Source organism: Shewanella sp. Actino-trap-3 (genome assembly GCF_002836275.1).
In the GTDB taxonomy this organism is placed as follows: domain Bacteria; phylum Pseudomonadota; class Gammaproteobacteria; order Enterobacterales; family Shewanellaceae; genus Shewanella; species Shewanella psychromarinicola.
On sequence record NZ_PJCE01000001.1, the window covers coordinates 3,785,528 to 3,801,106 of the forward strand.

Genomic DNA, 15,579 nt, shown 5'->3' on the forward strand with positions numbered 1-15,579 from the left:
CATAGCCAGATGTCGCTACAGCGTTGTTAAGTTAACGATGATTACTACCTGTGCATGCACAGTTGCTATGGTTAACTAATATAGGGGTCATCTAAAGGTTATTATATTCCAACGCAATTGAGCCGTTTAAAAAACAATAATAATGACAACTTTCGACATAAGTCGTTACTCAATAAGAGGTTTTTACATGGAAGCAGTTACACAATTTGTCAGTATGATTAATAGTATCGTATGGGGTGTTCCCATGCTGGTTATGATTTTAGGCGTCGGGTTGTTTTTGTCGATTGGGCTAAAGTTTATGCCTATTTTGAAGCTAAACCGAGGCTTTAAATTATTATGGTCGGGTCGTCAGGTCACTGATGAAACTGAAAAAGGGGATGTTAGCCCGTTTAACGCGTTAATGACGTCTTTATCTGCGACCATCGGAACCGGTAATATTGCCGGTGTGGCCACGGCCATTTTTATTGGTGGTCCAGGGGCATTATTTTGGATGTGGTGTACAGCGCTTGTCGGGATGGCGACCAAGTTTTCGGAAGCGGTACTGGCGGTGAAATTTCGTGAGACAGACGCTAATGGTAACCACGTTGGCGGTCCGATGTACTACATCAAAAATGGCTTAGGCAGTAAGTGGGCTTGGTTAGGTACTGCATTTGCCATTTTTGGATCTATTGCTGGTTTTGGTATTGGTAATACCGTACAAGCTAACTCTGTTGCCGATGCCATGAGCAGCAACTTTGGCGTACCTAATTGGGTCACAGGCGTGGTGTTGATGGTGCTGGTTGGTGCGGTGTTAATGGGCGGTATTAAGCGCATTGCTGAAGTGGCCGGTAAGCTGGTGCCCTTGATGACAGTGTTTTATATCACCGCGGGTTTAGCGGTATTGATTGTGAATGCTGATCAAGTACCGGCGGCATTTTTATTAATTATACACAGTGCGTTTAATCCAGTCGCGGCTCAAGGTGGTTTTGCGGGGGCGGCTGTGTGGGCTGCGATCCGTTTTGGTGTGGCTCGAGGCGTGTTTTCAAATGAGGCAGGCTTGGGTAGTGCGCCAATTGCTCATGCCGCTGCACAAACCAATAACCCAGTAAAGCAAGGCTTAGTGGCGATGTTAGGCACCTTTATTGACACGCTTATTGTGTGTTCAATTACCGGTTTAGCAATTATAGTCTCTGGTGCGTGGACCTCTGGTGAAAACGGCGCGGCATTGACTTCACTTGCTTTTTCTCATGCATTGCCCATGGGTAATTACATTGTGGCAATCGCATTGGCTGTGTTTGCTTTTACCACTATTCTAGGGTGGAGTTTTTACAGCGAAAAGTGTGTTCAGTACCTTTTAGGTGATAAAGCGATAAAACCATTTCGTCTTCTTTGGACCTTAGTTGTGCCTTTAGGCGCCGTCAGCTCATTAGAGTTTATTTGGCTACTAGCCGATACATTGAATGCGATGATGGCGATCCCCAACTTAATTGCGCTAGTGTTATTAAGCCCGGTCGTGTTTGGCTTAACCCGTGAGTATTTTATTAAGCAACGTGGATTAAAAGCCAAAGCCTAGATGTTGAAAATAGTTCGGCAAAATAGCTGCGCTATCTAGTTCGTTAATCTAGTTTAACAATAGTGACTATGAGCATGTTCATCAGCACATTGATGAGTATGCTTTTTAAAAAGGATTTTTATGAGGCAGATTGTTTTTACGGTATCAAGTGCTGCAATGTTGATCGCGGTGCTAGTGTCGGGTTGCTCTAACCTGTCACTGCGAACCAATGCGGGTACACTTGCTTTAGGCAACGCTACGATAGCAGGGGTTGATACCTATACCTCTACAGGAATATCCAGGTTCAAAGCGCAGTTTCTTGGCGATGTGACCACTTCATATTGTGAAATTTCATCGAATCCTGAGAAGTTAGATGATCTCCCAAGTACGTCTTCAATGATTAAGTCACTCAAATTACAAGTGACCCAACGAGGCGGTAATGCCATTGTGTTGAAGCAATGCGGCAAAGTTAATTACCCATCTTGTGCTGTTTATTTAGAGTGTAACGGCGAGGCGTATGTCATCGACCGTGGTTTTTAGCTCGATGAGTTTTTAACGTTTATTACAGCCATGCAATAGGCGTTAGTTCAACCTTTACTAAGGTGTCTTGCTGCTCTTTGTTTAATAGGCTAAGTGCGACTATGTCACATTTAGCCTGTTAGATTTCCAGTGTGGTTTATTCGAAGTTGTTGTCAAACTCTGAATCTTCAAATAAGTCGACCGCGGAGGTTGGCGTAACATTTTTGAATTGGCGGGCAAAATGACGCTGGACCCCTTTTAAATCGATGTTGCCAATACCCGAGGAAAAACCAAACCAAGCATAAAGGCCACTAATATCTGCAAACATACGCGGTAAATATTTCGGTTGAGCAATAATGCCTTCTTGGTAGGCCTGATACAGTACCGGAATATCTTCGATGGCGAGTTTACCTAAAAATAGCATTGGGATTAACTCAGGTAATCCGGTGCTAATCGCACTTCGAATAAAGTTAATGTTTTCAACATAACCGCGCACATAAGAAATATCTTTGGTGAAAAAACTACCGCCGCTGACCATGCCACCACGAAACACCCGTTGAGTAACCCGATAGCTGTCTTTTGAGCTTAGATTAAGGTTTCTAAAGTAGCGATAGACCTCAATAAAGTCAGCTCCTTGTTCAGCCATGTCGACGGCGGATACGCGGTCACTGATACGCCGAGCACGTCCAGGATTTGAGCTAAGCGTTAGCATCTCCATTAATACTGCTAAACCTTCTTGCGACGCTGTCACACGTGGCGAGCCGACACTGAGCCAAGTTGCATGGGGTTGAGCGCGACCGTTAAGTGTGGTGCCCACATGAACCCAGCCTTCATGTACCTCATATACATTAAGATCCGACTCACTAAACATGGCGCGAGTGTTCAGCTTTACGGTATCGCCACCCACCGACGCATCAGACACAATACCATCACTCAATTGAACGTGAATCTCGTCGTCGTGAAAATACTTTACTAAGCGTTCGCTCAATACATTTACCGCTTCTGGGGCGGTAACAATCTTAGGATGACGGCTACTCATGTGGCGCGCTGCTGGCAACGAAAAGATATGGCTTAAGCGATCGCCAAGTTGGCGTAAAGTGTGACGATCGCCATGTAACTTGTGGCTCGCACTGCCGTATAGCTCTTGGCTAAGTTTACCAAACATGGGGTTTCCACGATTGTGGAGCATGTCTATCACGATCCGATATTGATCAATGTTTGCCAGTAGAATTTTAGCTAATTTATCGCGTTTACCTAAACCACGCTCAACGGCACTTTTTAAGCCTTGCAGGTCGGTTTGGGTTTGATCTGCATTAAATGCCAGAGGAATAGACTGATAGAAATCATTGCTGACATTGGGCAACGTTTTACTTTGTTTCGCTAAAAAATCATCTTCAATTTGTCTTGGCCATTTTATCGAGTCTAAAATTTTAATGGGTGCTTGGATGCGAATCAATTCATCAGAAAAACGACGAATATCTTGTTGATAACGCAATAAAGAGTCAGACATTGTCTTTTCCTAATCTAGATAAGGTTGTAAGCAGTATTAGCACCCATATTAGCAGATGTTGATCACAAAACGGCAATGATAAAAGACAGCATATTCAGCACTGTTTTAGTGCAATTTATCACTGTATTTTGCCTTTTCTCGCTGATGGTTTTTTTAAGTGCCTGAAAATAATGAATTATTATTTATGGCATTAAAACTGCTTTGTCTAAAGTAATCATAATTAAAAGGAATATTTATGGCAGCGATGAGCTATTTAAGTGTGATTGAGCGTTATCATGAATATGAACATTTGGTACACGAATTATTAGAGTCTATTTTGATCGGTGTGGGAGATATTAATTTATTCGAACAACCTATATCGGCTAAAATTTTTGAAGATATGGCAATAAGCTATCCCTTCGTGGATCTTATCTATTTACTTGATAAAAAAGGGATACAAATGTGTCCTAATATCAGCGTCATTAATCAGCAAGTTAAGTTAATGACCTGCGGTCATCATGCTGATCGAAGTCAGCGACCTTATTTTACTCAATTAGCTGCCATCGACACAGTCCATATTACCCGGCCCTATTTATCTAATTCCGGTGCGGGATTGTGTTTGTCGGCATCGCAAATGATTAAATCGACCTCTGGGCAAGTGGTTATTGTGGTTATTGATGTTAACTTAACACGATTGATCGAGTTTATGATGGGTGACAGCGCTAGGCGCAAAATGTCGCCCTTTTTTAAAAGTATTTATACTGCGATTGTACTGTGCCTTTTTGTATTGGTTAGTGTACTCATGTGGACAGTGATCCGTGATATTTACACGTTATTTAGTCAAATATCTGCAACTCATGACCCGCTAGAGCCTTTTGGTATTATCATTTTTCTTACGTTGGCATTAGCGATTTTTGATTTGGGTAAAACCATTTTAGAAGAAGAGGTGCTGATGCATAAAGATATCTTCCGCCACAGCTCCACCCGAAGAACGATTACTCGATTTATTTCAACCATTCTGATTGCGATTTCAATTGAAGCCTTATTGACCATGTTTAAAGCGTCTCTGGGAGAGAAACAATATATTGAGCCGGCAATTTTAATGATGTTGGCGGTGGTGGGATTATTGGTGGGCTTGGGTATATATGTGTATTTAGGCGCAAAAGCTGAGTTGTTGCTCACGCAAACACAAGTTGGTAAACATACGCGCAGGATACAGGCTAATAATGAATAAGGTCTTACGAGTGCATTAAGATTGGCACTCACTGACATAGTTACTCACTGACTTAGTTACTCATTTAAATAGACAGGGATAAACGATACGAGCGTTTATCCCTATTTTTTAGAAGAAGTCGTCATCGCCAATTGCTTTACGTAATTGAGCTTGTTCGAGGAAATCTTCTAATCTTCGTTTTACTTGGCGTTTATGTTGTAATGCTTCAGCGGATTTAACGTTTCTAGGCGTTGTCATCGCGTCCATCTCTGTGTCATCAGGCACTCTTTCAGTAAGATTAGCCATAACAAAAACCTCAGGTTGAATAAAAGCGTGGTATTAATTCAATGAGCATTTTCTAACTAAAAAAACGTAAATAGGGAAGTAAAATATTTTTCCTCAATTGGACAGCTATTTTTACCTTTCTCTTTGAGCTTAGCAGTAAATGTATTTCTTGCTAGTAAAATATATAACCTTGTAGGTGCAGTGTATTTATCGCTAAATATTTTTGATGTTTTGATGTTATGATGTGATGTTGTGATGTGATGTGATGTTGTGATGTGATGTCCTGAGATAATGACTCCAGATCAATACAGATAAAAAAACGCCACCTTTCAAGTAGGTGGCGTCGATATACGCAAAAAAGTGAGTGTGGGAGAGTGTTACTCGTTATAGCGTAAACCCGTACGAGTAGCCTAGAACTACTTTTGCATCATTGTCTGGTAAGTCAGTGTCAGACGCCATAAACGATACTGTACCGATATCGGTTTCAGCACTTAATGTGACGTTGTAATCTGCATAAGTGTCACCGAATAAATCTTCAACCACATCGCCTTGTGAATAACCGTAGTGGAATGCGACGCTGAGTTTTTCTGTTAACGGAAAACTGGCATTGGCTTGAATATAGTTCCAGTCAGTTTCGTCATCTGCACCTGACACACCATTATCAGCATTGATCACTTGAGAATAGCCGACATCTAACCATTTCCAACCTAATACCAGAGAGACTTCACCAAAGTCAATGCTGCCACCGGCATCTGGATAGGCATAATAAAGGTAGCTGATGTCGTAAGTTAGGTCTTCAGTAAAGTTACCACCATAACCGCCGTAAAGATCTAACTCGTAGCTGGTTTCATCACCGAAATCGACATTAGATGCCCAAGTACCAGCATAAAATCCAGAGTCATGAGCATAGTCAATGCCACCTTGAATGGCTGCTTCATTATTGGTTTGCGTGGTGCCACGCCATAAATAGTTTGATGTTGCGCCAATATTGCCAGTGACTTCAGCAAGGGCAGAGCCGCTCAGTAATAAGCCAGTTGATAATGCAATTGCTTGATATAGTGATTTTTTCATCTTCATCCCTTAACGTTTTATTATCACAGAGGCATTTATTTTTATTAAATGAACTCAATGTTGGTTTATCTGAAGATTAAATAGCGAATCGCGTGCCAACTCTGTTTTTTTAAATTAATCATAAACTTATATATTTATGGATCATTTTGTTGCATCTTTGTTGCGGCTTAATGATGCAGGGTTGCACTTTTTTTGTGCAACAATACCTTGAGGTGTAGCTATTTGCTTATGTTGTGTAGGTTCGTTTTTTTCTCGATACGATAGGGTTAAGGATGGGATCTTTTATAGTGTGTAGCTCAGGCTCTCGCAGATAATCAACCTTGGGAAATTGGCAATAAAAAACCTCCATTGAGGAGGCTTCTATCAAAAAAAGTACTACACGTAAAAATTAATTAACGCTGTCTTTTAAGGTTTTGCCAGCTTTAAACTTAGGTACTGTAGCGGCTGCAATTTGAATTTCTTTACCCGTTTGTGGGTTACGGCCAGTACGAGCAGCACGTTGAGTGGTTTCAAAAGAGCCAAAACCAACAATAGAAATCTTGTCACCATTTTTCATCGCTTCAGTAACCGCTTGTTCGAAAGATTTTAGAGCGCGGCCAGCTTCAGCTTTAGTTAACTCAGCATTTTCAGCAATTTTTGCAATTAATTCACTTTTGTTCATATTGATATTCTCTGCTTTCCATAGAAGTGATTTTGTAAAACATTATTAACATGCCACAAGCTATGCTGGTTTAAAAGCACTTTATCCCATAAATTCAGTATCTGTAATAGTTTTAAAGCAAATTATGTTGAAATAATGGCTTTATTTACGCTGTCAGTTACTCATCGAGTAGTTGGTAAAGTATTTTCTTGACTAACTTTGGTTCAAAAGGCTTATCACATAAGGCGTTAACTCCTGCACTAAAGACATTACTTAAGTGAGTTTCATTGGCTTCAGACGATACCATTAGGATCGGGATATGTGATTGATGACTTTGATTGCGGATATATTGGGTTAATGCCAGTCCGTCTACTGAGGGCATGTTGTAGTCGGTTATCACTAAATCATACATATTATCTTGCATTAGGCTGATGGCTTGTTCACCGTCGACCGCTTCGGTGATCAGTTGCATCCCTAAGTTGCCTATGGTGCGTTTGATGACATTGCGCGCCATACGGCTATCGTCGACCACTAACACCCTGATGTTATGCACATCAAAATGGCTTAAATCTAGCTCGTCGTGGCTAAGTAAATCAATGGTTGAATTAAGCGCCGTCGCTAAATGTTCGGCATTAAATGGCTTAGGCAAAATAGCGACAACGCCTGACTGCCTAAATATGTCGAGTTGTTCACGTCGACACTCACTGGAAACGAGCATAAATTGAATGTCATTTAATGCTGGGGTGCTGTTGATGTACTGCAGTAGTTCAGTTGCTTCACCATCGACAAAATGCAGCGCGCTAGCAATTAGGTCGGGTTTATGGCGTTGGATAATCTCTTTGGCTTCGGTAATCGTTGCGGCAGTTTGAATACTGGTCACACCCTCTTGCTGAAGACGAGTAATAATAATTTTGCGTTGAGTCTCTGAAGGTTCAAGTAATAGGATGGATAACTCACTCGGGGATAAACTGGTCATATTTTACGTTCCAAAAATATATTTATTATTATATTTATTATTATATTTATTATTATTCTAATGTAGCATTTATGGGTAATTTATACCCTCAAAATACTTTAAGGATGACAATCAGACCTGAGTAATATCGTCTTATATTTATGTTTGTATTTACTTTTTAATAAGATAGTCTCGAGTCACATTCGACAGCCCTACCCACCATTGAAATACCACTAGGCTCAACAGTAATAACCATAGAGGGATCAGTGGAATGTTATAACCTTGAAAGACAAGTTTTACGTCATCAGGAGTGATTTGATAGGCAATCACCGCTGTCGTTGTCATAGCGGCAAGCCCGAGTGTTTGTAAGCTGACATAGCTGAGTAACAATATCTTTGTCCATGCCGCACGTTGCACTATACCGATTAACATCGGGATCACGCCCAGTGTTAATAAATCAAATGCTTGAAAGGTTATCGCCCGCCAAATTGCAATAAGGGTGAGTACAACATACAGTGAGATGAGGAGCATGACTCTAATTGGCATACGTGGGGCAGTGTTTTGGTTCATATTAGTCATCGAGTGGGACAATTTGAGGTAGAATATCGCACAAAATAGAGTGATGGGTACATTTAGATGACAGAAACACATTTTTGGGCGCTAGTGACACGTGATCATCCTGAGCAGTCTTCTGCTGAACTCGAGCTGCGTTTACGCCAACAATTACAAACGTTAGACGATGAAGCGCTCAAATCATTCGATAAAATGTTAGGCCAACAGTTACGTCGTAGTTACTTATGGTCAGTCTGGGGCGCGGCATACATTGTTACTGGTTGTGATTCTGATTATGGCTTTGCTGAATTTAGGTGTTTTGTATTATCACTAGGTCAACAATGGTATGAAAAAATACTGGTTAATCCTGATAGTTTGGGTGAGCTTGAACAGTGGCCTCTAGTGGATCATTATGCCTATCCGTTTGTGGAAGATTATGACCTAATCCCAGGGCAGATTTATGAAGACCGCACGGGTCATGAATTACCGTTTGTCCCTTCAGGACAAAACTCGCCTGTAGGCAAAAAGTTTAGTACCAAACCTAAAGTGATGCGCCAAACCTATCCATTACTGAGTGCACGGTTTCCTTTTTAGTCATATGAGTTCCATGAAACGCGAATTATGGGACTATTAAGTATTGGTTCAGCTTAAGAGGGCTATAGTTAATGTATAAAGATGATAGTACTTATCGCTAACATTTATGTTAATCATCAAAATGCATATTGCAGCATGACAAAAAGTTGTAATGAAAGCATTTTAAGTCCTTTGGAGGTGTATTATGAATGTAAAATACTTACTGCTTGCTTCGGCATTGATGTGTCCAGTTGCGATGGCAGAAGACGTGCCAGAACCTAATCCGGTTACCGAAGTGGGTGTGGTTAAAATTGAATGGCAAAACCCAAAAGATTTCCGTGATATTAAAACCTCAAATGAACTCCAATCACGATTCGAAACCCGTTTATTTGAAACCTTAACCAAAAATATCAACAAACAAGCGCAAAAAATCTTAAAGCCGGATCAGAAACTTGACATGAAAGTGACTGATTTTGATTTAGCAGGAGATATGCGGCCTACTTTTGGCGCCGCACCAGGTGATTTGCGTATAGTAAAAGATCTTTATCCACCACGCGCAACATTCAGCTACACCATTACCGAGAAGGGTAACGTCGTTATCGCTGGTGATGAAAAAATTACCGACATGAGTTTTATGCACAACACGCGTCGTTTCAATAACAGACCCTTTCAATATGAAACCACCTTGTTTACCGATTGGTTGCAAAAGAGTGTTGCGCCAAAACTATAAACCTTGGCTATTGAGCACTAAGTACGGCAAATAGACAGACAAAGGTGGCTTAACATACGTGTTGCCTGTTTTTTATTAAGGCTTGAATTTCATCTTTAGTGGTTTGATGAGACATTGCTGATAGCCAATTAGTTTGGCCATTGATTGTCGTTAATTATGTTAGTAAAAGCATGGCGAGAAAAGTCAAACAAGGAAGGTTGCTCCTGCATGAGGCTCAGCAGGAGCATAAAGATTATTTGGACAGTTTAAACACTTGCAGCGTTTGCAATAAGGTTGCAAGTTTTTTGACAAAGGCTTCGAGTGTTTCTGGTGCCACATGAGTGCTATTTTGCATGGCATCAAATTCTGCTACCAACTCTTGGACATAGGGTAAGAAGCGGTTGCTACTTTCTGTAAAACCTTGATCTTCTGCGAAAATCGCCACAAACTTACCGTGACCGGCCTTTCGTAACTCGTCTAGCCGAGCATCTGAATCAATGGCTTGTCTATAGGCTATTTGCAGGTTTTCTTTTATCTGTAGAAAAACATTTGTGTACGACATAGTTGCCTCATAGTGCATGTGCAAAGAATAACGTTAATTATAAGGAGCTGCTATGCCGGCAACAAGCAAAAGTCCGCTTATTTTCAATATCAGTTTGATTTATCGTCGCTTACAGCGAGATTGCTACGCTTTAGCCGCGCTTATGCTGTGGTTCATGTCGGCACCGGCAGCTGCGTTGGATTCTCCGGTATTTTATAAGATTGACTATCAACAACAGCAAGCGTACTTACTGGGCTCAATTCATATTGGCCGCCAAGATTTTTATCCTTTGGCGCAGCATATTGAGTCAGCATTTAGGCAATCGGATGCGCTAGTGGTTGAAGCGGACATCAGCCAAGGGGATACCGGCGCGCTATTGCAGCAATACGGCGGTTTGTCTGCCGATATTGCTGCAGATGTTAATGCTAGCAGAAGTGTTTTTTGCCAAAGTAATCAGACCCTGTGCCAGGCATTATCACCGTATGCACCTTGGCTGCAGTCGGCGCAAATTAGTATGGGCCGTTTTGCTCAGTTAGGTTACAGTCCAGAGCAAGGCGTCGACGCTTATTTTATGGCAAATCGTCATGATAAAGCCTTGGTTGAGCTAGAAAGTATCCAGTTTCAATTTGAATTAATTTCGTCATTTTCAACGGCGACTCAGCTGCAAATGCTCGACGATTCGATTAACGCTAGCGATGGTGAAATGCTTGATTTAATCCATGCTTGGCGACAAGGGGATGACAGTGCACTGGCGACTATTATGGAATCACAACCAGGCGATGCTGATGAATTACTCGAAAAGTTGCTGTGGCAACGTAATCACACCATGACGCAAAAAATCATCCAGTTGTTACAACATAAAACCCACAAGCAATTATTTATTGTGGTCGGCGCCGGACATATTGTTGGTCAACAAGCTATTCCTGACTTACTAAAGCAACAAGGTGCAACGGTCACTCGTTGTAGCTTGTTACAATGCTAATGTCGTTGTCGCGAGGTAATATTTCAACCCCATTAGCTTAAAACAATTAGCTCATGGTGATGCCGCTTGGCCAGTAAAGTGCCGGGAAATAGTGTGTTAGTTAAGTCAATATAAGCCTTAACGACACGCTGATTTAAATGAATTAAGTAATTAGCGGTTTAGCAACACCAAGACTCTAAGGTATAATGATCCACTAACCGTTTTGCAGCCCATGCTTTTTGCTGCCAATTAAGGGTACAACATTGTGAGTCACGACTACACTATCGAATTAAAAGCGATGCCTTCGCTTTTGTCTTTGTATCGCAAAATCCTGTTTGGACGTAAACCGGGATGGGACCAACAACCGCTTCCCAATATTTATGTGCAAGCACAGAATGTGGTGTTGTCTCAAGATAAAACTCGCCAATATGCTGCCGTGTGTGGTTTTGAATACGATGGAGTGCTGTTGCCGCCAACGTATTTGTATGTCTGGGCATTTCGTTTACATGCGATGATCTTTACCCATAAAGCAGTTACATTTCCGTTACTTGGAATGATCCACTTAAAAAATAGTATCCGTATATTACGCCCGGTGCGAGTCGATGAAACATTGACAGTACAGTGTGAGCTCACTGCAAGTCGCACTACCGATGCAGGACTTGAGTTTGAGCTGGCGTCAAAGGTATTTGTCGGTGAAGAGTTGGTATGGCAAGCATTATCAACTTATTTATATCGTATTGAGTCGACAGGGCGCCGCGCTCGCCCCCCTAAAGTCTCTGAGATGGCATGGGAAAACGTACAGCAATGGCGGTTAACTGATGACTTAGGTCGTCGTTATGCTAAAGCTTCTGGCGATTATAACTTAATCCATTTACACCCTTTGTTGTCAAAACGCTTTGGTTTTGAGCGAGTGTTGGCCCATGGTATGTGGTCTAAAGCGCGTGCGTTATCTCAGTTAATGACCTTTATTGGCGAGAGACCTTTTCAGGTTGATGTTGAATTTAAATTGCCGGTGTTTATGCCGTCGGATGTAACGTTTGCATTTGAAAGTATTGAGAACGGTAAACGTTTTGAAATGCGTGACGTTAAAGGTCGTCGATCGCATTTGCAGGGTAAAGTCACCTATTTATAAGCTGATAAACCTCAAATAGAGGGGCTCAAGCGTAAGTGGTTATCAAATAACGATGATAAAAAAGCTCAGGTTAATTCCTGAGCTTTTTTTATGACAGACTTAAGGTACCGAGTGGCCCATTGCCGCTTGCCAAATACTAAACCATTGTTGGCGGTCTAGCTGAATGTTAGCTGAATTTACCGCGCTGGTTATACGTTCTAGATTGCCACTGCCGATAATGGGGGCAGGGCGACTCGGATGCATACGAACCCAGGCGTAAATGACTTGGCTAATGTCTTGTGCGCCAACTTGCTGAGCAATATCGCGCAAAGTATTGCGAATTCGAAGTGCTTGAGGCGTGTTTGCTGAAAAGAGCTCCCCACCGCCCAAGCAAGACCATGCCATTGGGGTTATGCGGTGTTGTTGACACTGATCAAGTACCCCATCATGCAAGCTTTGCATGGTTAAAGGCGATATTTCTACCTGATTGGTAATCAACGGAGCGTTGAGGCGTGATTGCAATAAATCAAATTGGCTGGTGGTAAAGTTAGACACACCAAAATGACTGACTTTACCTTGCTTATGCAATTGCTCAAAAGCTGCTGCAATCTCGTCTGCATTCATCAATGGATCAGGGCGATGGATGAGTAACACATCTAAGTGATCGGTTGTTAACTCGGTGAGTGAATTTTCTACACTTTTAATGATATGCGCTTTACTGGTGTCGTAATGATTAACATAACGGCCATCATAACCATCAAACGCTGGCTTAATGCCACACTTACTGATCAGCTGCATTTGCTGACGTAATGATGGTTTTAGGGCTAAAGCTTCACCAAACAGCGTTTCACATTGATATATGCCGTATATATCGGCATGGTCCATACAGGTTACACCAAGCTCAAGATAATGTTCAATTAAGGCAAGTCGTTGCTGTGGTGACATATTCCAAGCATCAACACGCCAAAATCCGCCAATGAAATCTGAAAAGGTAAAGGTAGATTGGCTCATAGTTTACTGTTTAACCTCAGCTCGGGATAATAAACGCTTATCAAACCGTTCTTTGCCCTGCTATCTGCGTTGCATTGACTTGCAATAGTCCGCTATTGGCGCAGTGACTAATACGTGTGGGCGCCTTGTTAGCAAAACAAATTGCAAGTTTGATGTGAAATGGATGAACTACGCTGATTTCTAACTATTTACCTCATCTCTTAACCTGAGTTGAGGCTATTTAATCATTGTTGAATCGCACTATAACAAAATGTATGACTAAATCAGACTGCATATGGATCTTGCTGATTTAGCCATAATTAACTTGGCAGCGAGTTATTTTTGATAAATATGCACATCGCGTTGTGGGAAGGGAATGCTAATACCTTCGGCATCAAAGCGTATTTTTACTTCGCGAGTGATGTCCCAGTACACTTCCCAGTAATCATCGGGGGTAACCCAAGGCCTTACAATAAAGTCGACTGACGATTCGCCCAATGTGTGTAGTTTAACCATCGGTTCTGGATGCGCTTGTACTTTTGGATGTTGCTCGACAATACTTTTTAAAATGGTTTCAGCATGCTCAACATTGTCGCTGTAACTAATGCCAAAAGTCATGTCGACCCTGCGTTGATGCTCGGCGGTAATATTATTGATGGTGTCGCCCCAGATTTTATTATTAGGCACAATAAGCCGTTGATTATCTAGTGTTTTAATTGTGGTTGATACTAAGCTCATGTGGCTGACGCGACCTGTGACATTAGCGGCATTGATTAAGTCACCAACATCAAATGGGCGATAAATTAAGATCATCATGCCAGAGGCGAAGTTTGACAATGTGTCTTGCAGTGCAAACCCTATAATCACCCCCGCAATACCAAAACCAGCGAGCAAGGGCCCAAGCTCAAACCCAAGCTGTGATAAGGCAATTAATAACCCTACAGCAAACACCATTTTACTGGACAGCGAGATAAAGAACTCTTGCAGCAATTGACTAAACTGTAATTTAGATGCTCGCACCGTTTTAGCGATAATTTTGGTGACAATTTTGGCCACTAGACTGGCCACAAATAGAATGAATAGAAAGACTAGAATTTTAAACGTTAAACTGGGGCCATTATTAATCGTTTGATCTTTTATCACTTTAGCCCAACCTTGTAGCAAGTTAGATGCGACGCTAAAATTCAATACATCCTGGGTAATATCACCTGACACACTAAACAATGTTTGTTTAAATTGCGCCACATCTTGGCCTAATGTTTCCAGTATTGCCGCTGAAACCGCTAAGGTAGAGCTGCTTTGCTCCAAGCGCTCTTTTAACGCCACCACATTGGCTTTTTGTTCGGTCGTAATGTCGACTCCAGCACTTGATGCTTCGGCAACGGATTTTTGTAATTTATGTTGAGTGTAATGCACCAAACTGTTGAATTGATCGGCCCGTTCGAGCATAAATCCAGTCAATTTCTGCAGTTGAATACTGACATCCATATCCAGCGTTTCTGCCCATTGCAGTGTGGTTAGTTGCGCCTTAAGGTAATGGTCGCGTTCAAATTCACGTTGTGAAATAGCTAAGATAATTTTACTGTCATCTTCTTGGCTCACGCCAAGACGCATAGCCATAATTTGGTCGTCTAAGTAAGTCTCGACTTTCTCTAAAAAGGCCATTTGGCTTTGCACTAAGGCTACTAGGTATTGTTGGTCTGCGTCTGGTGCAGCAATTAACTTACCAATTTTTTCGTGTAATTCAGATGATTTATCGTTAATACGATACTCAGTAAATGCACGCTGTTCACCTTTAGTCTGGAGCAGTAATAGGCTTTCTTGCTCGATAGTTTGTTGTAAGCGGTTGATTTTATCTTGAGTATTGGTTAGCGGACTCGCGGCGACAATTGGAACCACGACGTCTTGTTCAGCACGAAGAGATGGCGACGTAAACATTGCCAAGGTGAATAATAATAACGAAAGTAAAATCCGTAGCATATAAGGTCGTCCTTTGACGCTGAGTTTTGCATATAATAGTCGAAAATTCCTGTCGGAGCCAAGTACAGTAATGGGTCGGTTAATTTGTTATACTTGCTGCCATTATTGAACCGAGGGAATTCTCATGTCGCTGCAATGTGCTCATTGCTATAAATCTTTTTCAATTGCGAAAGTGACTGGCAGTCGCGGCAAAGGTTTGTCGGTAGAAGTGCAATGTCCGCACTGTTTGGCTTGGCTTGGGCATAATAAATTACTGGCAATTGCCAAAATAGTAGGGTTTTATGGTGGCGTAATCTCAGCCGCAGTAGGCTATTTTGTTGAGGGTGTTGGATTTATCACCACGCCATTGATTATTTTGGCCGTTATCATGGTTGGTATCTCGCACGTTATGGACCATTTACTGCTGATTGAAGCCCCTGAAAATGATCCAAATCTAGCGCCTACTGTTAAATAAAAACG

At 41.7% G+C, this 15,579-nt stretch carries 17 protein-coding genes; 8 read left to right on the forward strand and 9 right to left on the reverse strand.

The window, feature by feature from the left end:
* Positions 1-187: 187 nt before the first annotated feature.
* Together CXF80_RS16320 and CXF80_RS16325 are read left to right on the forward strand one after the other, a co-directional pair.
* A complete protein-coding gene (locus CXF80_RS16320) occupies positions 188-1,552 on the forward strand; it encodes an alanine/glycine:cation symporter family protein (protein ID WP_101033986.1) in 1,365 nt (454 codons plus the stop codon).
* 120 nt (positions 1,553-1,672) lie between these two features.
* Entirely contained in the window at positions 1,673-2,071 is a 399-nt protein-coding gene (locus CXF80_RS16325) for a hypothetical protein (RefSeq protein ID WP_101033987.1), read from the forward strand.
* A gap of 136 nt (positions 2,072-2,207) precedes the next feature.
* Here the strand turns inward: CXF80_RS16325 and CXF80_RS16330 are convergent, their stop codons facing one another.
* Positions 2,208-3,560: a flavohemoglobin expression-modulating QEGLA motif protein gene (locus CXF80_RS16330; protein ID WP_101033988.1), complete on the reverse strand. Its 1,353-nt coding sequence runs from the start codon at positions 3,558-3,560 to the stop codon at positions 2,208-2,210.
* 235 nt (positions 3,561-3,795) lie between these two features.
* On the opposite strand from CXF80_RS16330, the gene CXF80_RS16335 reads away from it, so the two are divergent.
* The gene (locus tag CXF80_RS16335) at positions 3,796-4,773 is read left to right on the forward strand and encodes a PDC sensor domain-containing protein (RefSeq protein ID WP_101033989.1); all 978 of its coding nucleotides are present in this window, start codon (positions 3,796-3,798) and stop codon (positions 4,771-4,773) included.
* A 108-nt stretch (positions 4,774-4,881) separates the two neighbouring features.
* On the opposite strand, the gene CXF80_RS20315 is transcribed toward CXF80_RS16335, so the two are convergent.
* From CXF80_RS20315 to CXF80_RS16355, 5 genes are all read right to left on the reverse strand, one after another.
* Positions 4,882-5,058 carry a PA3496 family putative envelope integrity protein gene (locus CXF80_RS20315; RefSeq protein ID WP_164839435.1) on the reverse strand — a complete coding sequence of 59 codons (177 nt, stop codon included), beginning with the start codon at positions 5,056-5,058 and terminating at the stop codon, positions 4,882-4,884.
* Between the two features lie 363 nt (positions 5,059-5,421).
* Positions 5,422-6,108 carry a TorF family putative porin gene (locus CXF80_RS16340; protein ID WP_101033990.1) on the reverse strand — a complete coding sequence of 229 codons (687 nt, stop codon included), beginning with the start codon at positions 6,106-6,108 and terminating at the stop codon, positions 5,422-5,424.
* 388 nt (positions 6,109-6,496) lie between these two features.
* Positions 6,497-6,769, reverse strand: coding sequence for an HU family DNA-binding protein (locus CXF80_RS16345; protein ID WP_101033991.1), 273 nt, complete (start codon positions 6,767-6,769; stop codon positions 6,497-6,499).
* Positions 6,770-6,926: 157 nt separating this feature from the next.
* Entirely contained in the window at positions 6,927-7,724 is a 798-nt protein-coding gene (locus CXF80_RS16350; RefSeq protein WP_101033992.1) for a response regulator, read from the reverse strand.
* A gap of 150 nt (positions 7,725-7,874) precedes the next feature.
* On the reverse strand, positions 7,875-8,273 hold the full coding sequence (locus tag CXF80_RS16355; RefSeq protein WP_232772135.1) for a hypothetical protein: 399 nt from the start codon (positions 8,271-8,273) through the stop codon (positions 7,875-7,877).
* A gap of 66 nt (positions 8,274-8,339) precedes the next feature.
* On the opposite strand from CXF80_RS16355, the gene CXF80_RS16360 reads away from it, so the two are divergent.
* Together CXF80_RS16360 and CXF80_RS16365 are read left to right on the forward strand one after the other, a co-directional pair.
* The gene (locus CXF80_RS16360) at positions 8,340-8,849 is read left to right on the forward strand and encodes a DUF4240 domain-containing protein (RefSeq protein WP_101033994.1); all 510 of its coding nucleotides are present in this window, start codon (positions 8,340-8,342) and stop codon (positions 8,847-8,849) included.
* 184 nt (positions 8,850-9,033) lie between these two features.
* Positions 9,034-9,558: a DUF3016 domain-containing protein gene (locus CXF80_RS16365; protein ID WP_101033995.1), complete on the forward strand. Its 525-nt coding sequence runs from the start codon at positions 9,034-9,036 to the stop codon at positions 9,556-9,558.
* A gap of 232 nt (positions 9,559-9,790) precedes the next feature.
* Here CXF80_RS16365 and CXF80_RS16370 read toward each other — a convergent pair whose 3' ends face one another.
* Positions 9,791-10,099 carry a prephenate dehydrogenase gene (locus tag CXF80_RS16370; RefSeq protein ID WP_101033996.1) on the reverse strand — a complete coding sequence of 103 codons (309 nt, stop codon included), beginning with the start codon at positions 10,097-10,099 and terminating at the stop codon, positions 9,791-9,793.
* Between the two features lie 52 nt (positions 10,100-10,151).
* Between CXF80_RS16370 and CXF80_RS16375 the strand changes: the two genes are divergently transcribed.
* Positions 10,152-11,060, forward strand: coding sequence for a TraB/GumN family protein (locus tag CXF80_RS16375; RefSeq protein WP_101033997.1), 909 nt, complete (start codon positions 10,152-10,154; stop codon positions 11,058-11,060).
* Between the two features lie 277 nt (positions 11,061-11,337).
* Positions 11,338-12,171, forward strand: coding sequence for a MaoC family dehydratase (locus CXF80_RS16380; RefSeq protein ID WP_198554835.1), 834 nt, complete (start codon positions 11,338-11,340; stop codon positions 12,169-12,171).
* Between the two features lie 99 nt (positions 12,172-12,270).
* Here CXF80_RS16380 and CXF80_RS16385 read toward each other — a convergent pair whose 3' ends face one another.
* Entirely contained in the window at positions 12,271-13,161 is an 891-nt protein-coding gene (locus CXF80_RS16385) for an aldo/keto reductase (protein ID WP_101033999.1), read from the reverse strand.
* A gap of 315 nt (positions 13,162-13,476) precedes the next feature.
* A complete protein-coding gene (locus CXF80_RS16390) occupies positions 13,477-15,120 on the reverse strand; it encodes a mechanosensitive ion channel family protein (RefSeq protein WP_101034000.1) in 1,644 nt (547 codons plus the stop codon).
* Positions 15,121-15,244: 124 nt separating this feature from the next.
* On the opposite strand from CXF80_RS16390, the gene CXF80_RS16395 reads away from it, so the two are divergent.
* A complete protein-coding gene (locus tag CXF80_RS16395) occupies positions 15,245-15,574 on the forward strand; it encodes a hypothetical protein (RefSeq protein ID WP_198554782.1) in 330 nt (109 codons plus the stop codon).
* The last annotated feature ends 5 nt before the right edge of the window (positions 15,575-15,579 follow it).